The following is a 23,511-nucleotide window of genomic DNA, read 5'->3' on the forward strand; positions in this document are numbered from 1 at the left end:
TTGGTTCGTGGGTGCCGTCTTTAAACTCGATTAAAAGCCCAGCATAGACTAAATCGCCATCATGGACGCATGACGACGCCCACTCCCTACACCAGCATTACCGCCGCCCACTGGCAACCCGCACTCGGTACATCCGGGGAGGTTGTCGAGGGTCTGCGCGATATCGACCAGTCCATTCGTATCATCCTCACCACGCCCAAGGGCGCGGATGCTCATCGGCCGGACTTTGGCAGTGAGCTACATCTATATATCGATTGGCCTGTTAACCGAGTGACTCCGCACCTGGTGCGTGAAACGGTCGACGCATTGCGTCGCTGGGAAAACCGCATTTCAGTCGCGCAGGTAAAAGTGCAGATTGAAGGAGCGCAGGTCATGGTTCGGGTGCAATGGCGTGTTGCGGACGGTGTCGCCCAGTTGACCGAGGTGCCCTATGCGCGATCTTCCTAAACCTGTGTTTGTCGAGATCGATCCGGCTGCTACGGAAGCCGCTTTGATTGCTCGCTATGAGTCCAAGTCAGGAAAAACCCTGTATCCCGCCCAGATTGAGCGGCTCTTCATCGACCTGATTGCCTATGCAAAGACGCTCTCGGATATGTCCATCCAGAATGCCGGCGAGCAACTTCTGGTGCGCTTTGCGGATGCCCCGATTTTGGATTACCTGGGCGAACTGGTTGCAACCCCCAGGCTCTTGGCTGCCCCAGCGCGTTGCCCGATTCGCTTCAGCATGCCGGCCGTACTGCAGCAGCCTTTGCTGATTCGTGCCGGCACTCGGGTGAGCACCCAGGATGCCAAAATCACCTTTCTGACTGATCAGGATGCCATCATTCCAGCAGGCCAAACCCAAGTTAGTGCGACTTCGACCTGTCTTGCGACCGGGGTGCTTGGCAACGGCTGGGCCGTTGGCCAGATCAGCAGTATTGGTAACCCACCTGCAGCCGGTCTGACGGCAACAAACACCCGCGTCACTGCCGATGGTGCCGAGGACGAAGATAACGACCGCTACCGTGAGCGGATCATCCTGGCACCTGAAGCCTTCAGCAATGCTGGCAGCCGTGGCGCCTATCGCTACCACACATTGGCGGTGCATCAGTCGATCATTGATGTCGCCGTACATGGGCCTGACGAAGGGCAGCCGGACGGCCACGTGGCTTTGTTCCCACTTACCAACACCGGCTTGCCTACGGACGATCTGCTGCAGCGTATCAAAAGCCAGGTCTCCGGCGAAAAAGTACGCCCGCTGTGCGACACCGTACACGCTCTTGCGCCCACCGAAGTGGCCTACGAGATCAAGGCGCGCTTGACCTTTTATGCCGCAGCAGATCGAGCCGAAGCGATGAAAATGGCCAGGGCTGCCGCCGAGGCGTATGTGGTTGATCGTCGGGCCGGACTTGGCCGCGATCTTGTCCAGGAGCAAATTACCGCGCTGTTGCAGGTGAATGGCGTCTATCGCGCTGAACTGGAGTTACCCAGCGCCTGGCGCGAACTGCTGAGTAACGAGTGGGCTAACAACACCACGATCCTGCTGGAAGACGCAGGGGTAGCGTATGGCTGAGCAACAACTGCCGCCAGCCATGGCTGGTGATGAACGTTTCGCGTTGCTCAGCGAGCTGCTCAAAGAGACGTTTGACAGTTTGGATATCAATGCAATGTTGGTTTACCTGGTCGACCTGGTGAAGCCGCGACTGCTGCCCGTCCTGGCCGATCAGTTCTCACTCATCGACGAGGCAGCCTGGTTGCTGGCCGAGTCTGAGGATTCCAAGCGTAATCTAATCAAGGGGGCGGCCGAGTTACATCGGTACAAGGGCAATCCTTGGGCCATTCGCGAAGTTATTCGATTGCTGGGCTTCGGCGAGGTAACGATCCAAGAAGGGCTGAACAACCAGGTGCGTGATGGATCGATCATCAGGGATGGAAACCATGTCCATGGTGATCCTGGTGCGTGGCCCCTCTATCGAGTCTTTCTCAAGCGTGCCATCACCAATGACCAGGCTGCGCTCTTACGCCGCCTTCTACTTTCCGTCGCCCCGACTCGTTGCCGCTTGGTGTCGCTCGACTATCAGTCAGTGGCTATCAGACATAACGGGTTTGCTCGTCGCGATGGCCAATACAACCATGGGAGCAGCTGATGGCTGATTTACCTGAAGTAAATGAATGGCCGGAAGGCATCTACCAGCTTGAGACCTCCGACCCTGTGTTGGGTGGGCCGGAAGGTATCGACAACCTGCAAGGTAAGCAGTTGGCGAGCCGGACGAAGTGGCTCAGGGATCAGTTGGATAAGATCGTCAACGGTGTGACTGCCATCGGCAAGGCTACTCAACTGTTGACCCCACGCGCTTTGAAATTCAAGGGGGCCGTGGCAGGAAACGGTAACTTTGATGGGAGCGCTGACATTGAGATCACGTTGACCTTGGCGAATAGCAGTGTGGTAGCCGGTAGCTATCCCAAAGTGACCGTCAACGATAAGGGGATTGTGACTGGGGGTTCAGCGCTTGTCGCTGCTGACCTTCCAGCAGGTATTACAGCGCCTCAGTTTGATAATGATAAATCGCTTGCTACAACAGAGTTTGTACAGCGGGCGTTGGGCAATCTAGCTGGGTACGCCGTCTACAACGCAAACACTGCACTGACGGCTGCCGATGTCGGCAAATACGTCTATGCAGACGCCGCAACCATTACCCTTACGCTGCCTGACGCGATGCTGCTGCCAGCGGGCAGCAGGCTTTACATGCAGGCGTCGGCAAACAGCAAGCTCACCGTGACTTCGGTAAACGGCAACATCACCGGGCCGAATGGCAACCCGATGGGTTCGTCCAACGTGACTCTCGGCCCCGGCGTTGCGGCAGAGTTCATTTCGTGGGGTGCTGGCTGGCTTTCCGTTGGCGGAACCGGTCTTGCTGCGCTTACCGACTACGGCTACCAGAATTTTCCAGGTGGTCTGATTATTCAATGGGGTATGGGAACCGGTAATGCATCTGGCACTGCCAGTATTACGTTCCCCATCAAGTTCCCCAACGCTTGCCGTCGAGTGCTGACAACCCCGCGAAATAGTGCGCCGTTGAACGCGACATCGAGTATCGGAGCAGTGACTGCTCAAGGAGTCACCATCTATACAACGCTCGCGCCTTCGGGTCAGCCTGGGGTTGCACAGCCGCTTTCTTTCGATTGGCTAGCCATCGGACATTAAGGAGGATTTATGTTCGCTTCAAAATCTGAGCGCTGCTTTTATGATGAGGGCATCAATTCATCAATGGCGGCTGACGCAGTAGAGATCCCAGCTGAGGTCTATGTCGTGCTGATGATTGGCCAAGGTAAGGGCAAGGTAATTGACTGGGGGGACGATGGCCATCCGGTACTGATAGAGCCTCCCGCGCCGTCACTGGAGTTTTTCGCGGATACCGAAAGAACTTGGCGAGATGGGCAGCTTGCAGCTACTGACGGTGTTGTTTCGCGCCATCGGGACGAGATGGAAGAGGCGCAAGAAACCACATTGACTCCTGCGCAATACTCCGAGCTCCAAGTTTACCGCCGAGCGTTGCGGAACTGGCCAGAGGCCGGAGAGTTTCCGCTGATTGATCATCGACCGCCTGAGCCACCTTGGTTAACTGAACACCTCAAATAGTAAATCAACGGTCTACGGATGACGGCAGCAATGGGAGCGAAAGTAAGAGACTGCTCATTCAGATGGAGCATTCGTACCAAGCCTGTTGGCCCATTTTGATATTCTGTTGCAGTGAGCGCAAAAGAACTCAATGCCATTTATCTCAACTCAGGGCGTGTTTTTTTCGCGCGCGGCATCAAGTTACGCCGACTTGGGATACCGAGTCGAACTCAAGTTTTGAACAACATGAAGATCGGCTCCCTTTCCCCCTCGCCCCCTTGGGGGAGAGGGCTGGGGTGAGGGGGTAAATCTCACAGACAACACGATTTCAGTGGGAACCGGCAGCCTTGTTGAGGTCGCTTTCGGTCCATTCGGTGTAGACGCAGGCATCAGCGGTGGCCCAGCGCACTTGCACCTGATCGCCAGCCTTGAGCGGCATGCCAGCAGCCGACAACGCTTTCACCGTCATTGACGTGCCGCCCGAGGTGACCACGCTGCAAGTCTGGCTCTCACCGAGAAACAGCACTTCCACAACCTTCGCTGAAACCTCATTCCAACCCGACGGCAGCGGTTCGCTGATCGCCTGTGCCACGCTCAACGCAAGTGCCTTTTCCGGCCGCACCATCAGCAACACATCCTGATCGGTGTGCAAACCAACGGTCAGGCGAATCGACAATGACTGACCTTCAAACGAAGCCGCCGCATTACCTTGCGCCTTGAGCTTGAGGAAGTTCGAATTGCCCAGAAACGACGCCACAAACGCATTCGGCGGATTCTGATACAGGTCATAACCGCTACCCAGACCAACAATCTTGCCGTGACTGAAAATCGCGATGCGTTGCGACAAACGCATGGCTTCTTCCTGGTCGTGGGTCACGTAAACGATGGTGATGCCCAGACGGCGATGCAGTTGGCGCAATTCATCCTGCAGATCTTCCCGCAGCTTTTTATCCAAAGCACCGAGCGGTTCGTCCATCAACAGAATGCGCGGCTCGTAAACCAGCGCCCGGGCAATGGCGACACGTTGTTGTTGGCCGCCAGATAATTGCGAAGGGCGGCGATGGGCGAACTGCTCAAGCTGCACCAGTTTCAACATCGCATCGACGCGCTTCTCACGTTCAGCCGCCGCCAGTTTGCGAATCGCCAAAGGAAAGGCGATGTTGTCGCGCACCGACAGATGCGGGAACAGCGAGTAGCGCTGGAACACCATGCCGATGTCACGCTTGTGCGGCGGCACATTCACCAGCGACTGGCCGTTGACGAGGATCTCGCCGCTGCTCGGCGTTTCAAACCCGGCGAGCATCGACAGCGTGGTGCTTTTGCCCGAGCCGCTGGAGCCGAGGAAGGTGAGGAATTCACCGTCCTTGATGTCCAGCGAGATGTTGTCGACCGCAGCAAAATCGCCGTAGTGCTTGTTCAGGTTGCGCAGGCTGACCAGGGGTTTGTCATTCTGCTGGGAAGCGTCTTTGATCACGGCACTCATGTCGTACTCCTGGCGCTCAGGCGCTGATTTCGTTGCGCCGGCGCAGTGCGGCGGCGATGACCATGACCAAAACAGACAGGCCGATCAGCAGCGTCGAAGCGACGGCGATCACTGGCGTCAGGTCCTGGCGCAAGGTGGTCCACATTTTCACGGGAAGGGTTTGCAGGGTCGGGCTGGCCATCATCACGCTGAGCACCACTTCGTCCCACGAAACGAGGAAGGCGAAGAGTGCGCCGGCAACCATGCCCGGGCGGATCGCCGGGAACGTCACCTTGAACACCGCTTGCAGGCGCGAGGCACCGCAGATCACTGCCGCGTCTTCAATCGACTGATCAAACAGCTTCAGCGAGTTGATGATCGAGATGATGGTGAACGGCAGCGCGACGATCACATGGCTGACGACAAACGCGAACATCGTCCCGGTGTAACCGAGCTTGAGGAACAGCGCGTACACCGCCACGGCGATGATCACCAGCGGCACGATCATCGGCAGGGTGAACAGACCGTAGAGCATTTCCCGGCCGGGAAAGCGTCCGCGCACCAGCGCAAATGCAGTCGGCAAACCGAGGGCCACGGCGCAGATCGTGGTCAGTACGGCGACCTTGAGGCTGGCCGCTGCAGCGTTCATCCAGTCCGGATTGGAGAAGAACTGGCCGTACCATTTCAGCGTCCAGCCCGGCGGTGGAAACACCAGCCACTGCGACGAACCGAATGACAGCAGCACGATAAACACGATCGGCAACAGCAGGAACAGACCGATCAGCCCAGTGGTGGCGTAGAGGCCGAAGCGCATGCGCCGGCTCATCGCATTGGGAGTCAGGAGCATGTCGGCTTACCTCGCGTTACTGGCGCCAACCGGGGATTCCGGCTGAAGCTTCAGGTAGAAGTAGAACAGCACCAAAGTGATCGCGATCAGCAACGCGGCGCCGGCACTGGCCAGGCCCCAGTTGAGGAACGATTGCACCTGCTGAATGATGAACTCCGGCAGCATCATGTTCTGCGCCCCGCCAAGCAGCGCCGGGGTCACGTAGTAACCGAGCGACATGACGAACACCATCAGGCCACCTGAGGCCAGACCCGGCCGGCACAGCGGCAGGAACACCCGGAAGAAGTTGGTCCACGGACTCGCGCCGCAGATCGAGCCGGCCTGCAGGATCATCGGATCGATGGCCTGCATGGTCGCCTGCAACGGCAGGACGATGAACGGGATCATGATGTAGCTCATGCCGATCACTACGCCGGTGAGGTTGTGGACCATCTCCAGCGGCTGATCGATGATGCCCATCGCCATCAGAGCCTTGTTGATCACGCCCGAAGCTTGCAGCAGCACCAGCCACGAATAGGTGCGGGCGAGCAGGCTGGTCCACATCGACAGCAGCACGACGTTGAGAATCCAGCGCCCCCAGCCACGCGGCACCAGGGTGATCGCCCAAGCCAGCGGAAAGCCCAGTAGCAAGCTGAACAGCGTCACCAGCCCGGCCACCGAAAAGGTGTTCAGCAGCACTCGCGCATAAGCGGAGTTGGCGAACAACTGTTCATAGTTGCCAAGGCCTGGCGTCGGTTCGAGCACACCGCGCAACAGCAGGCCAATCAACGGCGCGAGGAAGAACAGGCCGATGAACAGCAGCGCTGGGGCGAGGTTGCCGGCGCCGCGCCAGCGTTGTCTGAGGGACGGGGCTTGCTGCATCGCAACCGCCTGTGTTCCGTGGGCCGAGCCGGAAGCGCTGGTCGCGCTCCCGGTGGCAGTGGAGGGACGGGACGCGGTGGCCGCCATTTTCATTTGACCAGCCATTCGTTCCACCGTGTCGCGATGGCCTGGCCGTTTTTGGCCCAGTACGCGAAATCTAGAGTGATCTGATCCTTAGCGTAGGCAGTCGGCAGGTTGGGGGCCAGCGTCGAATCCAGACGCTCCACACTGTCGAGGTTGACCGGGGCGTAGGCGGTCAGGTTGGAGAAGTCAGCCTGGCCCTTGGCGCTGCTGGCGGCAGCGAGAAACTTCATCGCCGCGTCCTTGTTTTTCGAGCCTTTCGGGATGACCAGAATGTCGGCCATGACCAGGTTCTGTTTCCAGCTCACGCCGACCGGTGCGCCGTCTTCTTGCAGGGCGTGGATGCGACCGTTCCAGAACTGACCCATGCTCGCTTCACCGGACGCCAGCAGTTGCTGCGACTGCGCGCCGCCGCCCCACCAGACGATGTCTTTCTTGATGGTATCGAGTTTCTTGAAGGCGCGATCGAGATCCAGCGGGTAAAGCTTGTCGGCCGCTACGCCATCGGCCAGCAGCGCCAGTTCGAGCACGCCGGGGCTAGGCCATTTATACAGGGCACGTTTGCCGGGGTAGGTTTTGGTGTCGAACAGGGCGCTCCAGTCCTGCGGCTTGTTGGCGCCGAGTTTGCCCTCGTTGTAGCCGAGGACAAAGGAGAAGAAGAACGAGCCGACGCCGTGATCGCTGACAAAACGCGGGTCGATCTTGTCGCGCTGGATGACTTTGAAATCGAGGGGTTCGAGCAGGCCTTCAGCGGCGGCGCGCAGGGCGAAATCGGCTTCGACATCGACCACGTCCCACTGCACGTTGCCGCTCTCGACCATGGCTTTGAGTTTGCCGTAGTCGGTGGGGCCGTCCTGCACGACGGTGATGCCGCTGGCCTTGCTGAACGGATCGGCCCAGGCCTGTTTCTGCGCATCCTGGGTGCTTCCGCCCCAACTGACGAAGTTCACGCTTTCGGCAGCCATTGCAGCCTGGCCGGTGACGCTGAGCAGTCCCGCAAAAAAGATCGCGGTTGCAGCTTTGTTCAACACCATTTTCACGCCCTCATTGTTGTGTTTTTGAGCGGGCTTGCGTTGTTGCCCGCCTATCGGGAGCAGTAGATGGACGTTCGTTGGAGTGTCCGGTCTATGGAATATCATATTATGGTATTCCAAACTTTGTGCAAGCACTTTGCCTTACCGGTTATCTGGCGGCTGTCCTTTTTTGTGGTTCGAAGAAATAAATCTGGAATGCAAAACCCCTGTAGGAGTGAGCCTGCTCGCGATTGCGGTGTATCAGCCAACATCGTTGTTGAATGTCACACCGCAATCGCGAGCAGGCTCACTCCTACATTTGGATTTGTGTTCGTCGTGGGTTATTCGGTGAAGGGGATGCTTTCGACCACTTCCAGGTCATACCCTGTCAGGCCAGCGTATTTCAGAGGAGGGCCCAGGTGCCGCAGCTTGCCAACCCCCAGATTCTGCAAAATCTGCGCCCCAGTCCCCACCTCGGAATAAATCCGCGATTGCGAACGACTGAACTGCCTCGGCGGCTGAGTCAATTGCGGCACACGCTCCAGCAACGCCTGCGAAGACTCATGATTAGCCAACACCACAACAACCCCATGCCCCTCAGTCGCGACCCGTTGTAACGCGGCCCACAGCGTCCAGTTGCTCGGCCCGCTGTACTCGGCGCCAACCAGATCCCGCAGTGGATCGATCACATGCACACGCACCAGCGTCGGCTCTTCACGGCGCAACTCGCCCATGACCATCGCCATGTGCACGCCGCCCTCGATGCGGTCCTCAAAGGTGATCAGTCGGAACGTACCATGCACCGTCGGCAACTCACGTTCACCGATGCGTTCGATGGTGTGCTCGGTGCTCAGGCGATAGTGAATCAGGTCGGCGATGGTGCCGATCTTGATCCCGTGCTTGCGCGCAAACACTTCCAGATCCGGGCGCCGGGCCATGGTGCCGTCGTCGTTCATCACCTCGACAATCACCGAGGCCGGGGTGAAGCCGGCCAGACGCGCCAGATCGCAACCCGCTTCAGTGTGACCCGCGCGAGTCAGCACGCCACCTTCCTTGGCACGCAGCGGGAAGATATGCCCCGGCTGCACCAGGTCTTCAGCACGCGCATTCGGCGCGACGGCGGCGGCAACCGTGCAGGCGCGATCCGCCGCGGAGATGCCGGTGGTCACGCCAACCGCCGCTTCAATCGACACGGTAAACGCGGTGCTGAACACGCTGCCATTGGCCGGGACCATTTGCTCCAGGCCCAAACGCTGGCAATGTTCGTCAGTCAGGGTCAGGCAGATCAGCCCGCGCGCTTCACGGGCCATGAAGCTGATCGCCTCGGGTGTGCAACGGTCGGCGGCCAGCAGCAGGTCGCCCTCGTTCTCGCGGTCTTCGTCATCGACCAGCAGGACCATTTTGCCGAGGCGATAATCTTCGATGATTTCTTCGATGCTGTTGAAGGCCATGCTGGACTCTCAGGGTTCGTTGGAAATATATTGGTATACCATAATACAAAATCAACAAAGAGGTCACTATGAAGGCGTACTGGATTGCTCATGTGGATATAGCCGATGTCGATCACTACAGCCAATACACCCAGCGCGCGCCGGCAGCCTTCGCTGAGTTTGGCGCGAAGTTTCTGGCCAGAGGCGGGCGCAGCGAGGCGATGGAAGGGCGTGAGACGCCGCAGCGCAGCGTGGTGATCGAGTTTGAAAGCTACGAGAAAGCCGTGGCGTGCTACCACTCGGCGGCGTACCAGGAGGCGAAGCGTTATCGGGAAGAATGGGCGAGGGCGGAAATCATCATCGTCGAAGGTATCGCCCCTATCTAACGGACACCGCAGAACCCCTGTAGGAGTGAGCCTGCTCGCGATAGCGGTTTATCAGTCAACATCATCACCGACTGATACACCGCTATCGCGAGCAGGCTCACTCCTACAAAAAGCGGGTTGCGTGATCAGCGGATAAAGTGGATTTTGCCGCTGTCATCATTGCCCATGTAAATCCCATACACCCCAGCCTGGCGCTCTTCGATATAGCGCTCAAGAATCTGCCGGATCGCCGGGTAATAGATCTGCTCCCACGGAATGTCTTCCGGCGCGAAGAATTTGTAATCCATAGTCTCGGGCCCATACTGCCCGGTGATCTCCAGCGCGATCGCGCGAAAGATGATGTACACCTCGCTGATCTTCGGCACGCTGAAAATCGAGTACGGCGAGACGATTTCCGCACGCACGCCGCTTTCTTCCCAGACTTCACGGAGGGCCGCTTGCTCGGTGGTCTCGCCGCTTTCCATGAAACCGGCGGGCAGCGTCCAGGTACCCGGGCGCGGTGGGATCGCCCGTTGGCACAACAGGTATTTGCCGTCCTGCTCGATGATGCAGCCGGCAATGATCTTCGGATTGACGTAATGGATGTAGCCGCAGCCGCGACACATCAGGCGCTCGTGCGTATCGCCCGCCGGTATCTGCTGACCGAGGTCAGGGCCACCGCATTTCGGGCAATAGCTCGGGCTGAACATATCAGTGACCTATACGGGGTTCTTTCAAGGCGATCGGCAGGGTGATGGGCGGGGTAGCACCAGTCTCTTCCTGCTTGCGCTTGAGATAGTCGAGCGCCACGGCAGCAGCGGCGCGAACGTGATCGACACAGGCGTGATGCGCCACCAGCGGATCACCGCTCTTGATCGCTTCGACCATTTTTTCCATTTCCTGATTACTCGCGCCGCGACGGTTTTCCTGCGATACCGAAGTCGCGCGCAGGTAGCTGATGCGCGCCTGCAACTGACGCAGCTGAGTGGCCGCCACGTGGTTACCCGAGCCTTCGAGCAGCACGTCGTAGAAGCCTTGCACCGAGTCGATGACCTGCTGCAATTCGCCGTCCTTCAGCGCCTTGCGGTTGTCGTCGAGGGCTTTTTCCAGGGCTTTGATGTCCTTGGCCTTGGCCCGCAGAGTGAACAGCTGAACGATCAGGCCTTCAAGTACGCAACGCAACTCGTAGATATCGACGGCATCGGCGAGGGTGATGATCGCCACGCGCGGGCCTTTGGCATCGGCGAACTCGACCAGGCCTTCGGATTCCAGGTGACGCAAGGCCTCGCGCACGGAGGTGCGGCTGACGCCAAGGCGATCACACAGATCGCGCTCGACCAGACGATCGCCGGGCATGAGCTGGAAATTCATGATCGCGCTACGCAGTTTATCCAGCACGATTTCGCGCAGGGTAACGGGGTTGCGATTGACCTTGAAGCTGTCGTCGAGTGGCTGGCGTTTCATGGGGTCCGCTCTTTAAGTTGGCTGTCCATGCCAGACGGGCATCTAAACAGCCGAGGGGTTGACTGAGGCTTCGGCGTCGGCTTCGGCAAAGGCTTCACGGGCCAGCCGGAAACTGTCCACGGCTGCCGGAACGCCGCAATAAATGCCGACCTGAAGCAGAATTTCGCGTATTTGCTCACGACTCAGGCCGTTACGCAAGGCGCCACGCACATGCAGCTTGAGTTCGTGCGGACGGTTGAGCGCCGAGATCATCGCCAGGTTGATCATGCTGCGCTCCTTGAGCGACAAACCTTCGCGCCCCCAGACATGGCCCCAGCAGTATTCGGTGACCATTTCCTGCAGCGGACGGGTGAAATCGTCGGCGTTGTCGATTGAACGCTGCACGTAGGCTTCGCCCAATACCTGAGTGCGGATTTTCAGGCCTTTTTCGTACTTTTCGTTACTCATCATTCCTCCAGTCACCACAAATCCCTTGTAGGAGTGAGCCTGCTCGCGATAGCGGTGGATCAGTCGACATCAATGTTGAATGTCAGTCCGCTATCGCGAGCAGGCTCACTCCTACAGGGTTTTGTGTGAATCCGTCAGGCCAGGGTCGGCAGGGGGCCGAGCTTGCCTTTGTGGTAAATCATCGGCGTCACCGGTTGCGCGGGCAGGATCAGGTTCTTCACCGCGCCAACAATGATCGCGTGATCACCGCCGTCATATTCCCTCCACAACTCGCACTCGATGATCGCGGTGGCCTTGGCCAGAATCGGGTTACCGAGTTCGCTCAAATGCCACTCGATGTCCTTGGCCTTGTCCTTGCCTTTACCGGCAAACGCATAGGCCTCAGCCGTCTGGTCGGCGGACAGCAAATGGATCGCGAACTTCTTGCTGTCGCGCAACACCGGGTAGGTGTCGGAAGCATAGTTGGGGCAGAACAGCACCAGCGCCGGGTCAATCGACAGCGCACTGAAGGCGCTGGCGGTGATGCCGACGATCCCGCCTTCGGGGTCAACGGTGGTGACCACCGTGACGCCGGACGGGAACGAGCTCATGACGTCTTTGTAAATGCCGGGTTCGATCATTTCGCAGGACTCCTAGCGCATCACAAACGGATCAGGCATTGGCGCCTGGGAAAGGTTGATCCACACCGTTTTCAGTTCGGTGTAGGCCAGCACCGAATCGATGCCGCTTTCGCGTCCATAGCCACTGTTCTTGAAGCCGCCGATCGGCGCCATCGCCGAGACCGCGCGGTAGGTGTTGACCCAGATGATCCCCGAGCGCACATCGCGCGCCAGACGATGGGCGCGACCGAGATCGCGGGTCCAGATGCCGGCGGCAAGGCCAAACTGCGAGTCGTTGGCGATCGCCAGTGCTTCGGCTTCATCTTTGAAACGAATCACCGAGGCCACCGGGCCGAAGACTTCTTCCTGCATGATCTTCATCGAATTGCGATCGCATTCGAACAGCGTCGGCTCGTAGAACCAGCCGTCGCCGAGATCCGTTGGGCGCTTGCCGCCGGTACGCAAACGCGCGCCTTCAGCGATGGCATCGGCGACCAGACCTTCGACCACCGCCAGTTGCTGCGCGGTGGCCATCGGGCCCATCTCGCTGTTGTCTTCTTGCGGGTTGCCGATGCGGATGCGCTGGGCGCGTTCGACCAGTCGATTGACGAATTCGTCGTAGATCTCGTCCTGCACCAAAAGGCGCGAGCCAGACACACAACTCTGACCGGACGCCGCGTAGATCCCGGCAATCGCGCCGTTGATCGCGCTGTCCAGATCGGCGTCGGCGAAGATGATGTTCGGCGACTTGCCGCCCAGTTCCAGCGACAGCTTGGCGAAGTTCTCGGCGCTGCTGCGCACCACATGCCGTGCCGTCGCCGCGCCGCCAGTGAAGGCGATCTTGCGGATCAGCGGATGGCGGGTGAGGGCGGCGCCAGTGCTTGGGCCGTAACCGGTGACGACGTTGACCACGCCCGGCGGAATCCCCGCTTCGAGGGCCAGACGCGCCAGTTCAAGAATGGTCGCCGAAGCGTGCTCGGACGGCTTGATCACAATCGTGTTGCCAGCGGCGAGGGCCGGGGCGAGTTTGATTGCAGTCAGATAAAGCGGGCTGTTCCACGGAATGATCGCCGCGACTACGCCCATGGCTTCGTGCACGGTGTAGGCGAACAGGTCAGGCTTATCCAGCGGCAGCGTGCCGCCTTCGAGCTTGTCGGCGAGGCCTGCGGTGTAGTGGAAAAACTCCGGTAGATAACTGACTTGCCCACGGGTTTCGCGGATCAGTTTGCCGTTGTCACGGCTTTCCAACTGCGCCAGTTGTTCCTTGTTTTCCGCGATCAAGTCACCGAGACGACGCAGCAATTTGCCGCGCGCGGTGGCAGTCAGACCACGCCATGCCGGGCTGTCGAATGCAGCCTGTGCCGATTGCACGGCGCGTTCGACATCCGCTTCATCGGCGTCAGGCAGTTGCGCCCAAGCTTGTGCGGTGGCTGGGTTGAGGCTTTCGAAGGTCTTGCCGGAGAGGGCGTCGACCCATTCTCCGCCGATGCACATCTGGAAGCGTGCGAGTGTCATGCAACGATCCCCTTTATATGGTTTTGTCGGGAGTGTGCGAATTGCAGAAATTCCAGCAGCGTCTGATTGACCAGACGCGGCGACTCTACGGGCATCATATGCCGTTGCTCGGGCAGCACGGCAACCTTCGCACCGGGGATGCGCCGGGCCAGTTGCTCGGCCATTTCCGGGGTCGAACCCGGGTCGAGTTCACCGGTGGCGATCAGCGTCGGCGCCTGAATGCTGCCCAGGTCGTCGGCGCGGTACATGTCTTGGGTGGCGAACAATTCATAAGTGGTCAGGTAACCCTGCGGATCATTATTGGCGAGGGTCTGGCGCAATGCGGCGATCTGCGCCGGGTTGGCCGCCTGATACTCGCGGCTGAACCAGCGTGACAACGCGGCTTCAGCATTGGCGTCCGGGCCATGTTCCGCCGCTTGTGCGGTGCGCGCGATGACGCCGGCACGCTGTTCTTCGCTGCGATTGAACACGCTGTTCAACACCACCAGGCTTTGCAGGCGCTCCGGGTAATGCAGGGCAAAGGCCCGCGCGACCAGGCCGCCCATGGAGAAACCGATCACCGCTGCCTGTGGCAGGTTCAAGTGATCGAGCAGCTCCAGCAACTGATCGGCGTAACCGAGCAGGGCGGTGCCACTGGCCGGTCGCGGGCTCGCGCCATGACCGAGCATGTCGTAGGCGATCACCCGGTATTGGCTGGACAGACCGACGATCTGGCCGCCCCACATTTCTTTGTTCAGGCCCACGCCGTGGATCAAAACCACGGGCTGGCCTTGGCCGGTCGCCAGGTAACTGGTGCCAGCCGGGGTGAGTTCAGCGGTGAGCCGAATCATGGAGCGCTCCTGCAGTGCCTTTTTATTGTGATTACTGGGCTTTTTCGGCGGCCAGTTCTTCCAGATCGATGTAGCGGTTGCCGATGCGCGGATGCAGGCGACCACCGTCGGCGCAACCCAGCACGACAACGATTTCGTCGGCACGCGGCGCGTCTTCGATCTGCATTTCCAGAGTGATGTAGTGCGAACGCTGGCCTTCGTCGTCCTTGTGCATCATCGGGATCTGAATCGAAGTGCCCGGGCCGCCGCGCTTGTTGGTGAAGCTCAGGTAGCTCTTGGCGTTGACGGCTTCGCGGTAGTGGTTGCCGAAGCGCAGGGTGTGGATCACCGCGGAGGCGTGTTCGATCTCGCCGTCGGCACCGACCACAGCGGCTTTGCCGTAAGCCTCGATCTTCTCGGCACCGCCGATGATGCCGACCAGACGCTCGACCATCAATGCACCGAGGTCAGAGCAGTTGGCGCGGATCTGCGGCTTGAGGTCTTCGACGAAACCGTTGCCCACCCAAGGGTTTTTCATCACCACGGCGAGGCCGACCATGGTCACCGGCTTGTCAGTGGCTTTGCCGCCTTCGATGAAGGTTTCTTCGACATAGCTGACGATCTTGCGAATTTCGAAACTCATGAGCTGCTCCGTTGGGGGATTGAGAGTGTCTGTGCGTCTGATGGTATACCATAATACCGATCGTGCAAGTCCCCTCGGTAACTTTTGCCGTATCACCCCGGCGAATGGTCATGTATTCAAATCCCAAAGCACCCACAACCTCCTGTAGGAGTGAGCCTGCTCGCGATAGCGGTGTGTCAGTCAATGAATTCTTACCTGATACACCGCTATCGCGAGCAGGCTCACTCCTACAGGGGGAATCCGTCGGCAATGTGGTTAACAAAAGATAACGTGGCGCCGATTGTCAGACGTTTCGAAAGCCCGATAGGATGAGCCAGCTTCCGAAGTGGCTCTGGATTGCGGGTTTCAGGACTATGCTCCTGAGCAGCCATCAGCGGAGCACACTTGCGGCGCCCTTGAAGGCCAGATGGCCTAACAATAATAAATAGGGGAAGGTCTATGAGTCGTTGCCGCCCGCCGGCGTTACGCAACACCGCGTTGCTGGCCACAGCACTCTCTCTGCTGGGCTTTGCCACGTTATCGGCTCCGGTGATGGCCGCCGAGGCGCCAGCCGACGTGGTCTACGCCACCGCATCCGCCAAAGCCACGAAAAGCCTGATACTTGATGTCGTCCACGCTGGCACGCGTCTGGTCGCGGTCGGGGATCGCGGGCACATTCTCTATTCCGATGACCAGGGCAAAACCTGGACCCAGGCCAAGGTGCCGAGCCGGCAACTGCTGACCGCGGTGTACTTTGTCGACGACAAACACGGCTGGGCGGTCGGGCACGACGCGCAAATCCTCGCCAGCGCAGACGGCGGTCTGACCTGGAGCAAACAATTCGAAGACCTCAAACGTGAATCGCCGCTGCTCGATGTCTGGTTCAAGGACGTCAACAGCGGCCTCGCCGTGGGCGCGTACGGCGCGCTGCTGGAAACCACCGATGGCGGCAAAAACTGGCAAGACGTCAGCGACCGTCTCGACAACGAAGACCAGTTTCACCTCAACGCCATCGCGGCGGTGAAGGACGCCGGGCTGTTTATCGTCGGCGAGTCGGGCAGCATGTTCCGCTCCGCCGACGACGGTCAGACCTGGGAAAAACTCGAAGGCCCGTACGAAGGCTCGCTGTTCGGCGTGATCGGCACGGCACAACCGCAAACCCTGCTGGCTTACGGCTTGCGCGGCAATCTTTATCGCTCCACTGATTTCGGCAGCACCTGGGAACAGGTCGAGCTGAGAGCCGCGCGCGGTGCGCTTGAGTTCGGCCTGTCCGGCGCCACATTGCTCCCGGATGGCTCGATCGTCATCGTTGGCAACGGCGGTTCGGTGATCAGCAGCAGCGACAACGGCGAGACCTTCAGCGTATTCAACCGTCCGGACCGCATCTCGCTGTCATCGGTCACCGCTGCCGGCGATGGCAACCTGATTCTGAGCGGGCAGGGTGGTCTTCACACCACACAGCCGAACGGTGCCGAGATCAATAATAAGAAGGCGGGGCTATGACTTCCTTGATCACTCCTCAGCAGGACAAGGCGACGTTTCTTGAACGCCTGATTTTCAACAACCGCCCGGCAGTGATCCTGATCTGTCTGGTGGTGAGCATTTTCCTGTTCTGGCAGGCCACGCTGATCCGGCCTTCCACCAGTTTCGAAAAAATGATCCCGCTCCAGCATCCGTTCATCGAGAAGATGATGGAGCACCGCAACGATCTGGCCAACCTGGGCAACACCGTGCGCATTTCGGTGGAAGCCAAGGACGGCGACATCTTCTCCAAGGAGTACATGGAGACCCTGCGGCAGATCAACGACGAGGTGTTCTACATCTCTGGCGTTGACCGCTCCGGGCTGAAGTCGTTGTGGAGTCCGAGCGTGCGCTGGACCGAAGTGACCGAAGAGGGTTTTGCCGGCGGTGAAGTGATCCCGCAGAGCTACAACGGCTCGCAGGACAGCCTCGACCTGCTGCGCAACAACGTGCTCAAGTCCGGTCAGGTCGGGCGGCTGGTGGCCAACGACTTCAAGTCGAGCATCGTCGACATCCCGCTGCTGGAGTCCTACCCGGACCCGGAAGACCAGGGTAAGTTGCTCGCGCTGGACTATCGCAAGTTCTCCCATGAACTCGAAGACAAGATCCGCAACAAGTTCGAAGCACAGAACCCCAACGTCAAAATCCACATCGTCGGTTTCGCCAAAAAGGTCGGCGACCTGATCGACGGTCTGGTGATGGTGGTGCTGTTCTTCGGCATTGCTTTCGTCATCACCCTGATCCTGCTGCTGTGGTTCACCAACTGCCTGCGCAGCACCATCGCGGTGTTGAGCACGACGCTGGTGGCGGTGGTCTGGCAGCTTGGTTTGATGCACTTCTTCGGCTTCGGGCTCGATCCGTATTCGATGCTGGTGCCGTTTCTGATCTTCGCCATCGGTATTTCCCACGGTGTGCAGAAGATCAATGGTATCGCCCTGCAATCCAGCGAGGCCGACAACGCCCTGACCGCTGCGCGGCGCACCTTCCGGCAACTGTTCCTGCCGGGGATGATCGCCATTCTCGCGGACGCGGTGGGTTTCATCACCCTGCTGATCATCGACATCGGCGTGATCCGTGAACTGGCCATCGGCGCGTCGATCGGCGTGGCGGTCATCGTATTCACCAACCTGATCCTGCTGCCGGTGGCGATTTCCTATGTCGGCATCAGCAAGCGCGCGATTGCCCGGAGCAAGAAAGACGCGAACCGCGAGCATCCGTTCTGGCGCCTGCTGTCGAACTTCGCCAACCCGAAAGTCGCCCGCATCTCGGTGGTGCTGGCACTGATCGCCTTCGGTGGCGGCCTCTGGTACAGCCAGAACCTGAAAATCGGCGACCTCGACCAGGGCGCACCGGAACTGCGTCCGGACTCGCGTTACAACAAGGACAACAACTTCATCATCAACAACTACTCGACCAGTTCCGACGTGCTGGTGGTGATGGTCAAGACCAAGTCGGAAGGCTGCTCACGCTATGAAGCCATGGCGCCGATCGACGAACTGATGTGGAAGATGCAGAACACCGAGGGCGTGCAGTCGGCGATCTCGCTGGTGACCGTGTCCAAGCAGATGATCAAGGGCATGAACGAAGGCAACCTGAAATGGGAAACCCTGTCGCGCAATCCGGACGTGCTGAACAACTCGATTGCCCGCGCCGACGGTCTGTACAACAACAGTTGCTCGCTGGCGCCGGTGCTGGTGTTCCTCAACGATCACAAGGCCGAAACCCTGGATCGTGCGGTGCACGCGGTGCAGGAATTCGCCAAGGACAATAACAAGGACGGTCTGGAGTTCATCCTCGCCGCTGGTAACGCCGGGATCGAAGCGGCCACCAACGAAGTCATCAAACAGGCCGAGCTGACCATCCTGATTCTGGTGTACATCTGCGTGGCGGTGATGTGCATGATCACCTTCCGCTCGTGGGCGGCGACCTTGTGTATCGTCCTGCCGCTGGTGCTGACCTCGGTACTCGGCAACGCGCTCATGGCGTTCATGGGCATCGGCGTGAAGGTAGCGACCTTGCCGGTGGTGGCGCTGGGTGTGGGGATTGGTGTCGACTACGGCATCTACATCTACAGCCGACTGGAGAGTTTCCTGCGTGCCGGGTTGCCGTTGCAGGAAGCCTATTACCAGACGCTGAAATCTACCGGTAAGGCCGTGTTGTTTACCGGTCTGTGCCTGGCGATTGGTGTGTGCACGTGGATCTTCTCGGCGATCAAGTTCCAGGCTGACATGGGCCTGATGCTGACCTTCATGCTGCTGTGGAACATGTTCGGTGCGTTGTGGCTGCTGCCGGCCCTGGCGAAGTTCCTGATCAAGCCTGAGAAACTGGCGGGGCAGAAGGGCAATTCGCTGTTTGCGCATTGATCTGAAGGGCTGAAACGACAAAGCCGCAACCTTAGGGTTGCGGCTTTTTTTGTGGCTCAAGATCAGATCAAGAGCCCCTCACCCTAGCCCTCTCCCCGAGGGAGAGGGGACTGACCGAGGTGTGCGGCTTGATTCATCGACCTGAGATACCGAGTCGATTATGGATTCACAGCAAATCATTCGATCGAGATAACAAGTCGATTATGGATTCACAGCAATTCGTTCGACGTGAGTTGCCAGTCGATTGTGGATTCACTACAAATCGTTCAAGTCGGCGTAAATCCCAAATATCCCCCGGTCGGTCCCCTCTACCTCTGGGAGAGGGCTAGGGTGAGGGCAGGCGATCTCAAGCCCTAAGACAATTCAGTACCCAGCACAACACTCAAAGCACTACGCGCATCATCCAGCTGCACCAACGTCGCATGCCGAGCCCCCAAGGCATCACGATTCTCAATCGCCGTCAAAATCGCCTTATGCCGCGGCAACGCCAGCTCATGCAGATTCGGCCGCTGATTCGAATGCTTCAACGCCTCGGCAATCGCCACCGACAACATGTTGCAAAGGTTCGCCAGCAAATCATTGTGCGTCGCATCGGCAATCCGGCTATGGAAATCCAGATCCGGCTGCAACAACGCTTCCGGTGTCGGCGCTGCTTCCATGCGCTGGTACGCCTCACCAATCGCCGCAATATCAGCCTCGGTCGCATGTTGAGCGGCGAGGGCAGCGGCGGCCGGTTCAATAATGCTGCGCACACTGGTCAGCACATTGAAAAACTCATTCTGCGGACTGCTTTGCATCAGCCAGTGCAGCACGTCCGGGTCGAGCATGTGCCATTCGCGGCGCGCCTTGACCACTGTTCCCACACGCGGCTTGGAGTACACCAGACCTTTGGCGACCAACACCCGCGTCGCTTCACGCAACACCGGCCGGCTGACCGCGTACTCCTCGCAGAGCAAGGCTTCGGCGGGCAGTTTGTCGTCGGGCTTGAAGCGTCCGGAGACGATCTGCATGCCCAGTTCCTGGACGATGCGCGAGTGCATGCTTTTGCGGTCGGAGGGTTTGCGGTAATCCATGGGGAACGGCGCGATCCTGAGCGATGGAGATGCCGCGCATCATAGCAGGCACGGCACAGTCTTGAGGGAGACACACAAGCAAATGTAGGAGTGAGCCTGCTCGCGATAGCGGTGTATCAGATGAACAATTGTTAACTTACACACCGCTATCGCGAGCAGGCTCACTCCTACAGGGGGGCGGTAGGGTTAGTGAGAGTGGGGCGGCACTTCAGCCCCTCGGCAACCAACGAGGAAGTCAAAGTCACAGCCCTGATCCGCCTGCAGCACATGATCGATGTACAACTGGCGATAGCCGCCCACCAGCAACTGCTGCGGTGGCTGCAGATCCGTCATGCGCGCCGCCAGTTCGGCGTCCGAAATATCCAGGTGCAAACGCCCGGTGGCGCAATCCAGCTCGATCCAGTCACCTTCCTTCACTGTCGCCAAAGGCCCGCCGGCCGCCGCTTCCGGCGCTACGTGCAAAACCACCGTGCCATAAGCGGTGCCGCTCATCCGTGCATCGGAAATGCGCACCATGTCGGTCACACCCTGCGCGAGCAGCTTGGCCGGCAAGCCCATGTTGCCGACTTCGGCCATGCCCGGATAACCCTTCGGCCCGCAGTTTTTCATCACCAGAATCGAATCTTTATCGACATCCAGCTCCGGATCGTTGATCCGCGCCTTGTACATATCAAAGTTCTCGAACACCACCGCACGGCCACGATGCTGCATCAATTCCGGGGTCGCGGCAGAAGGCTTGAGCACTGCACCGAGCGGCGCCAGATTGCCGCGCAACACACAGATGCCACCGTCGGCGCGAATCGGATTGTCGAGGGTGCGGATCACTTCGTCTTCGCCATAGATCGGCGCGTCCTTGGTGTTCTCGCCGATGGACTTGCCGTTGACGGTCAACGCATTCGGGTTGGGAATCAGATTAGCCTCACCGAGACGACGCAACACCGCCGGCAAACCACCGGCGTAATAGAACTCTTCCATCAGGAAACGCCCCGACGGTTGCAGGTCGACAATGGTCGGCATGCCGCGCCCGATACGGGTCCAGTCGTCCAGATCCAGCTCTACGCCAATGCGCCCGGCGATGGCTTTCAAGTGAATCACCGCGTTGGTCGAGCCGCCGATAGCAGCGTTCACGCGGATCGCGTTCTCGAAGGCTTCCTTGGTCAGAATCTTCGATAGCTTCAAATCTTCGCGAACCATCTCTACCGCACGCATGCCGGACATGTGCGCCAACACATAACGCCGCGCGTCCACCGCTGGAATTGCTGCGTTGTGGGGTAGGGAAGTGCCGAGCGCTTCAGCCATGCAGGCCATGGTCGACGCGGTGCCCATGGTGTTGCAGGTGCCTGCCGAACGCGACATGCCGCCCTCGGCTGCGAGGAAGTCATCGATGGTAATAGTGCCAGCCTTGACCTGCTCGCTGAGCTGCCAGACCACGGTGCCCGAGCCGATGTCCTTGCCCTTGTGCTTGCCGTTCAACATCGGCCCGCCGGTGACAACAATCGCCGGCACGTCGCAACTGGCCGCGCCCATCAGCAGCGCCGGGGTGGTTTTGTCGCAGCCGGTCAGCAGCACCACGCCGTCGATCGGGTTGCCGCGAATCGCTTCCTCAACGTCCATGCTCGCCAGGTTGCGGGTGAGCATGGCGGTCGGGCGCAGGTTCGATTCGCCGTTGGAGAACACCGGGAATTCCACTGGAAAGCCACCGGCCTCGATCACCCCGCGTTTGACGTGCTCCGCGATCTGGCGGAAGTGCGCGTTGCACGGGGTCAGTTCCGACCAGGTATTGCAGATGCCGATGATCGGCTTGCCATGGAACTGGTGGTCGGCGATGCCCTGATTCTTCATCCAGCTGCGGTACATGAAGCCGTTCTTGTCGGCCGTGCCAAACCATTGGGCGGAGCGCAGGGTGGGTTTCTTATCAGACATGATCGATTCTCTTATTGTATGACTATAGTGTTCCAGCTACGGCTTAATCTAAGCGCAAAATCCTAGGTTTGGAAGTGTTGTTGATGAATTAGTATTACTATATAGTCGTTTTCGACGGAGGGATGGCCCTGACGGTTTTCCGTGAGAGGCGTCACCCGAGGTTCTATAAAAACAACAATCGGAGACCGATCTCATGAGCCAGGAACTGCGGCTGATACGGCGCATTACGCTGAAACTGATTCCCTTCCTGATCCTGCTGTACCTGATCGCCTATGTGGATCGCTCCGCCGTCGGCTTCGCCAAACTGCACATGGGCGCCGACATCGGCATCGGCGATGCGGCTTACGGCCTCGGTGCCGGGCTGTTCTTCATTGGCTACTTCCTCCTCGAAATCCCCAGCAACCTGATGCTCGAACGCTTCGGCGCACGGCGCTGGTTCGCGCGAATCATGATTACCTGGGGCGCGATCACCATCGGCATGGCCTTCGTCCAGGGCCCACACAGTTTCTACGTGATGCGCTTCCTGCTCGGCGCGGCCGAGGCGGGGTTCTTCCCCGGCGTTCTCTACTACATCACCCAATGGTTCCCGGTACGCCATCGCGGCAAGATCCTCGGGCTGTTTATCCTTTCGCAACCGATCGCGATGATGATCACCGGCCCGGTGTCCGGCGGTTTGCTCGGCATGGACGGCGTTCTGGGTCTGCACGGCTGGCAGTGGCTGTTCATCGTCATCGGTACTCCGGCGATCCTGCTGACCTGGCCGGTGCTGCGCTGGTTGCCGGACGGCCCGCAGCAAGTGAAATGGATGGATCAGGCAGAGAAAGACTGGCTGACCGGTGAGCTGAAAAAGGATCTGCAGGAGTACGGCCAGACCCGCCACGGCAATCCGCTGCATGCGCTGAAAGACAAACGCGTGTTGCTGCTGGCGCTGTTCTATCTGCCGGTGACGTTGAGCATTTATGGCCTCGGTCTATGGTTACCGACGCTGATCAAACAGTTTGGCGGCAGTGATCTGGTCACCGGTTTCGTCTCGTCGGTGCCGTACATCTTCGGGATTATCGGTTTGCTGATCGTGCCGCGCAGTTCCGATCGTTTGAATGATCGTTACGGGCATCTGGCTGTTCTGTATGTGCTGGGCGCGATTGGCCTGTTCCTGAGCGCATGGCTGTCGTTGCCGGTCGCGCAACTGGCAGCGCTGTGTTTGGTGGCGTTTGCGCTGTTTTCCTGCACGGCGGTGTTCTGGACGTTGCCGGGACGGTTCTTTGCCGGCGCGAGTGCAGCGGCGGGGATTGCGCTGATCAATTCGGTGGGGAATCTGGGCGGGTACATCGGGCCGTTCGTGATTGGGGCGTTGAAGGAATACACCGGCAATTTGGCTTCGGGATTGTATTTCCTCTCTGGAGTGATGGTGTTTGGCTTGATCCTGACCGGCGTGGTTTACCGCGTGCTGGAACGCAAACATGTCCTGCCGGTTGACCAATTTGCCGCCAGTGCCCGTGGCGCTACCCGCACCTGACA

Annotated in this window: 23 protein-coding genes; 9 read left to right on the forward strand and 14 right to left on the reverse strand. The window is 59.2% G+C overall.

The annotated features are described in order from the left end of the window. The first annotated feature begins 69 nt into the window (after window positions 1-69). From AC5SEM_RS08765 to AC5SEM_RS08785, 5 genes are read left to right on the forward strand one after another with little or no spacing between them, the layout of a single operon-like run. A complete protein-coding gene (locus AC5SEM_RS08765) occupies window positions 70-447 on the forward strand; it encodes a GPW/gp25 family protein (RefSeq protein ID WP_495472695.1) in 378 nt (125 codons plus the stop codon). Further along, window positions 431-1,552 carry a baseplate assembly protein gene (locus tag AC5SEM_RS08770; protein WP_495472696.1) on the forward strand — a complete coding sequence of 374 codons (1,122 nt, stop codon included), beginning with the start codon at window positions 431-433 and terminating at the stop codon, window positions 1,550-1,552. The genes AC5SEM_RS08765 and AC5SEM_RS08770 overlap by 17 nt, the downstream gene beginning before the upstream one ends. Then, window positions 1,545-2,126 (forward strand): phage tail protein, encoded by a 582-nt coding sequence (locus tag AC5SEM_RS08775; protein ID WP_495472697.1) that lies wholly within the window; start codon window positions 1,545-1,547, stop codon window positions 2,124-2,126. The genes AC5SEM_RS08770 and AC5SEM_RS08775 overlap by 8 nt, the downstream gene beginning before the upstream one ends. Beyond that, on the forward strand, window positions 2,126-3,184 hold the full coding sequence (locus tag AC5SEM_RS08780) for a gp53-like domain-containing protein (RefSeq protein ID WP_495472698.1): 1,059 nt from the start codon (window positions 2,126-2,128) through the stop codon (window positions 3,182-3,184). Before AC5SEM_RS08775 ends, AC5SEM_RS08780 begins: the two co-directional genes overlap by 1 nt. Window positions 3,185-3,193: 9 nt before the next feature. After that, a complete protein-coding gene (locus AC5SEM_RS08785) occupies window positions 3,194-3,619 on the forward strand; it encodes a phage tail protein (RefSeq protein WP_495472699.1) in 426 nt (141 codons plus the stop codon). A gap of 307 nt (window positions 3,620-3,926) precedes the next feature. Here AC5SEM_RS08785 and AC5SEM_RS08790 read toward each other — a convergent pair whose 3' ends face one another. The 5 genes from AC5SEM_RS08790 to ribBA all read right to left on the reverse strand — a co-directional run bounded on the left by AC5SEM_RS08790 (window position 3,927) and on the right by ribBA (window position 9,313). Further along, window positions 3,927-5,081 carry an ABC transporter ATP-binding protein gene (locus AC5SEM_RS08790; protein ID WP_495472700.1) on the reverse strand — a complete coding sequence of 385 codons (1,155 nt, stop codon included), beginning with the start codon at window positions 5,079-5,081 and terminating at the stop codon, window positions 3,927-3,929. A 16-nt stretch (window positions 5,082-5,097) separates the two neighbouring features. Continuing rightward, entirely contained in the window at window positions 5,098-5,907 is an 810-nt protein-coding gene (locus AC5SEM_RS08795) for an ABC transporter permease (protein WP_007918021.1), read from the reverse strand. A gap of 6 nt (window positions 5,908-5,913) precedes the next feature. Continuing rightward, window positions 5,914-6,861, reverse strand: coding sequence for an ABC transporter permease (locus AC5SEM_RS08800; protein ID WP_495473452.1), 948 nt, complete (start codon window positions 6,859-6,861; stop codon window positions 5,914-5,916). Then, window positions 6,858-7,883 (reverse strand): ABC transporter substrate-binding protein, encoded by a 1,026-nt coding sequence (locus tag AC5SEM_RS08805; RefSeq protein ID WP_007918009.1) that lies wholly within the window; start codon window positions 7,881-7,883, stop codon window positions 6,858-6,860. Before AC5SEM_RS08805 ends, AC5SEM_RS08800 begins: the two co-directional genes overlap by 4 nt. 320 nt (window positions 7,884-8,203) lie before the next feature. Further along, window positions 8,204-9,313, reverse strand: coding sequence for a bifunctional 3,4-dihydroxy-2-butanone-4-phosphate synthase/GTP cyclohydrolase II (gene ribBA / locus AC5SEM_RS08810; protein ID WP_495472701.1), 1,110 nt, complete (start codon window positions 9,311-9,313; stop codon window positions 8,204-8,206). 68 nt (window positions 9,314-9,381) lie between these two features. Here ribBA and AC5SEM_RS08815 point away from each other — a divergent pair, with 68 nt between their 5' ends. Then, on the forward strand, window positions 9,382-9,678 hold the full coding sequence (locus AC5SEM_RS08815; RefSeq protein ID WP_495472702.1) for a DUF1330 domain-containing protein: 297 nt from the start codon (window positions 9,382-9,384) through the stop codon (window positions 9,676-9,678). Between the two features lie 125 nt (window positions 9,679-9,803). On the opposite strand, the gene AC5SEM_RS08820 is transcribed toward AC5SEM_RS08815, so the two are convergent. The 7 genes from AC5SEM_RS08820 to AC5SEM_RS08850 all read right to left on the reverse strand — a co-directional run bounded on the left by AC5SEM_RS08820 (window position 9,804) and on the right by AC5SEM_RS08850 (window position 15,134). Further along, window positions 9,804-10,367 carry an NUDIX hydrolase gene (locus AC5SEM_RS08820; RefSeq protein WP_007918003.1) on the reverse strand — a complete coding sequence of 188 codons (564 nt, stop codon included), beginning with the start codon at window positions 10,365-10,367 and terminating at the stop codon, window positions 9,804-9,806. A gap of 1 nt (window position 10,368) precedes the next feature. Continuing rightward, window positions 10,369-11,121: a GntR family transcriptional regulator gene (locus tag AC5SEM_RS08825; RefSeq protein ID WP_495472703.1), complete on the reverse strand. Its 753-nt coding sequence runs from the start codon at window positions 11,119-11,121 to the stop codon at window positions 10,369-10,371. Between the two features lie 42 nt (window positions 11,122-11,163). Beyond that, window positions 11,164-11,568 carry a carboxymuconolactone decarboxylase family protein gene (locus tag AC5SEM_RS08830; RefSeq protein ID WP_016984498.1) on the reverse strand — a complete coding sequence of 135 codons (405 nt, stop codon included), beginning with the start codon at window positions 11,566-11,568 and terminating at the stop codon, window positions 11,164-11,166. Window positions 11,569-11,702: 134 nt separating this feature from the next. Continuing rightward, window positions 11,703-12,188: a flavin reductase family protein gene (locus AC5SEM_RS08835; protein ID WP_016984497.1), complete on the reverse strand. Its 486-nt coding sequence runs from the start codon at window positions 12,186-12,188 to the stop codon at window positions 11,703-11,705. A gap of 12 nt (window positions 12,189-12,200) precedes the next feature. After that, the gene (locus AC5SEM_RS08840; RefSeq protein WP_150707614.1) at window positions 12,201-13,682 is read right to left on the reverse strand and encodes an aldehyde dehydrogenase; all 1,482 of its coding nucleotides are present in this window, start codon (window positions 13,680-13,682) and stop codon (window positions 12,201-12,203) included. After that, on the reverse strand, window positions 13,679-14,512 hold the full coding sequence (locus AC5SEM_RS08845) for an alpha/beta fold hydrolase (RefSeq protein ID WP_095122917.1): 834 nt from the start codon (window positions 14,510-14,512) through the stop codon (window positions 13,679-13,681). The genes AC5SEM_RS08840 and AC5SEM_RS08845 overlap by 4 nt, the downstream gene beginning before the upstream one ends. Window positions 14,513-14,543: 31 nt before the next feature. After that, window positions 14,544-15,134, reverse strand: coding sequence for an amino acid synthesis family protein (locus AC5SEM_RS08850; RefSeq protein WP_007917992.1), 591 nt, complete (start codon window positions 15,132-15,134; stop codon window positions 14,544-14,546). Window positions 15,135-15,572: 438 nt separating this feature from the next. On the opposite strand from AC5SEM_RS08850, the gene AC5SEM_RS08855 reads away from it, so the two are divergent. Both AC5SEM_RS08855 and AC5SEM_RS08860 read left to right on the forward strand, forming a co-directional pair. Next, window positions 15,573-16,616, forward strand: coding sequence for a WD40/YVTN/BNR-like repeat-containing protein (locus AC5SEM_RS08855; protein WP_495472704.1), 1,044 nt, complete (start codon window positions 15,573-15,575; stop codon window positions 16,614-16,616). Further along, the gene (locus AC5SEM_RS08860) at window positions 16,613-18,997 is read left to right on the forward strand and encodes an efflux RND transporter permease subunit (RefSeq protein ID WP_116029110.1); all 2,385 of its coding nucleotides are present in this window, start codon (window positions 16,613-16,615) and stop codon (window positions 18,995-18,997) included. Before AC5SEM_RS08855 ends, AC5SEM_RS08860 begins: the two co-directional genes overlap by 4 nt. A gap of 353 nt (window positions 18,998-19,350) precedes the next feature. Here AC5SEM_RS08860 and AC5SEM_RS08865 read toward each other — a convergent pair whose 3' ends face one another. Both AC5SEM_RS08865 and AC5SEM_RS08870 read right to left on the reverse strand, forming a co-directional pair. Then, complete coding sequence (locus tag AC5SEM_RS08865) at window positions 19,351-20,070, reverse strand: FadR/GntR family transcriptional regulator (protein ID WP_095122912.1); 720 nt, start codon at window positions 20,068-20,070, stop codon at window positions 19,351-19,353. A 186-nt stretch (window positions 20,071-20,256) separates the two neighbouring features. Next, window positions 20,257-21,993: an IlvD/Edd family dehydratase gene (locus AC5SEM_RS08870; RefSeq protein ID WP_495472705.1), complete on the reverse strand. Its 1,737-nt coding sequence runs from the start codon at window positions 21,991-21,993 to the stop codon at window positions 20,257-20,259. Between the two features lie 193 nt (window positions 21,994-22,186). Between AC5SEM_RS08870 and AC5SEM_RS08875 the strand changes: the two genes are divergently transcribed. After that, window positions 22,187-23,509 carry an MFS transporter gene (locus AC5SEM_RS08875; protein ID WP_038368111.1) on the forward strand — a complete coding sequence of 441 codons (1,323 nt, stop codon included), beginning with the start codon at window positions 22,187-22,189 and terminating at the stop codon, window positions 23,507-23,509. Window positions 23,510-23,511 lie beyond the last annotated feature (2 nt).

Source organism: Pseudomonas sp. CH61 (assembly GCF_059429415.1).

Bases quoted from the DNA above. Each gene is read 5' to 3' on its own strand.
- AC5SEM_RS08850 (WP_007917992.1), bottom strand. From the start codon at position 15,134: ATGAGTTTCGAAATTCGCAAGATCGTCAGCTATGTCGAAGAAACCTTC.
- AC5SEM_RS08825 (WP_495472703.1), bottom strand. From the start codon at position 11,121: ATGAAACGCCAGCCACTCGACGACAGCTTCAAGGTCAATCGCAACCCC.
- AC5SEM_RS08860 (WP_116029110.1), top strand. From the start codon at position 16,613: ATGACTTCCTTGATCACTCCTCAGCAGGACAAGGCGACGTTTCTTGAA.
- AC5SEM_RS08845 (WP_095122917.1), bottom strand. From the start codon at position 14,512: ATGATTCGGCTCACCGCTGAACTCACCCCGGCTGGCACCAGTTACCTG.
- AC5SEM_RS08840 (WP_150707614.1), bottom strand. From the start codon at position 13,682: ATGACACTCGCACGCTTCCAGATGTGCATCGGCGGAGAATGGGTCGAC.
- ribBA (WP_495472701.1), bottom strand. From the start codon at position 9,313: ATGGCCTTCAACAGCATCGAAGAAATCATCGAAGATTATCGCCTCGGC.
- AC5SEM_RS08875 (WP_038368111.1), top strand. From the start codon at position 22,187: ATGAGCCAGGAACTGCGGCTGATACGGCGCATTACGCTGAAACTGATT.
- AC5SEM_RS08835 (WP_016984497.1), bottom strand. From the start codon at position 12,188: ATGATCGAACCCGGCATTTACAAAGACGTCATGAGCTCGTTCCCGTCC.
- AC5SEM_RS08765 (WP_495472695.1), top strand. From the start codon at position 70: ATGACGACGCCCACTCCCTACACCAGCATTACCGCCGCCCACTGGCAA.
- AC5SEM_RS08790 (WP_495472700.1), bottom strand. From the start codon at position 5,081: ATGAGTGCCGTGATCAAAGACGCTTCCCAGCAGAATGACAAACCCCTG.
- AC5SEM_RS08870 (WP_495472705.1), bottom strand. From the start codon at position 21,993: ATGTCTGATAAGAAACCCACCCTGCGCTCCGCCCAATGGTTTGGCACG.
- AC5SEM_RS08830 (WP_016984498.1), bottom strand. From the start codon at position 11,568: ATGAGTAACGAAAAGTACGAAAAAGGCCTGAAAATCCGCACTCAGGTA.
- AC5SEM_RS08820 (WP_007918003.1), bottom strand. From the start codon at position 10,367: ATGTTCAGCCCGAGCTATTGCCCGAAATGCGGTGGCCCTGACCTCGGT.
- AC5SEM_RS08865 (WP_095122912.1), bottom strand. From the start codon at position 20,070: ATGGATTACCGCAAACCCTCCGACCGCAAAAGCATGCACTCGCGCATC.
- AC5SEM_RS08805 (WP_007918009.1), bottom strand. From the start codon at position 7,883: ATGGTGTTGAACAAAGCTGCAACCGCGATCTTTTTTGCGGGACTGCTC.
- AC5SEM_RS08785 (WP_495472699.1), top strand. From the start codon at position 3,194: ATGTTCGCTTCAAAATCTGAGCGCTGCTTTTATGATGAGGGCATCAAT.
- AC5SEM_RS08815 (WP_495472702.1), top strand. From the start codon at position 9,382: ATGAAGGCGTACTGGATTGCTCATGTGGATATAGCCGATGTCGATCAC.
- AC5SEM_RS08855 (WP_495472704.1), top strand. From the start codon at position 15,573: ATGAGTCGTTGCCGCCCGCCGGCGTTACGCAACACCGCGTTGCTGGCC.
- AC5SEM_RS08780 (WP_495472698.1), top strand. From the start codon at position 2,126: ATGGCTGATTTACCTGAAGTAAATGAATGGCCGGAAGGCATCTACCAG.
- AC5SEM_RS08795 (WP_007918021.1), bottom strand. From the start codon at position 5,907: ATGCTCCTGACTCCCAATGCGATGAGCCGGCGCATGCGCTTCGGCCTC.
- AC5SEM_RS08770 (WP_495472696.1), top strand. From the start codon at position 431: ATGCGCGATCTTCCTAAACCTGTGTTTGTCGAGATCGATCCGGCTGCT.
- AC5SEM_RS08800 (WP_495473452.1), bottom strand. From the start codon at position 6,861: ATGAAAATGGCGGCCACCGCGTCCCGTCCCTCCACTGCCACCGGGAGC.
- AC5SEM_RS08775 (WP_495472697.1), top strand. From the start codon at position 1,545: ATGGCTGAGCAACAACTGCCGCCAGCCATGGCTGGTGATGAACGTTTC.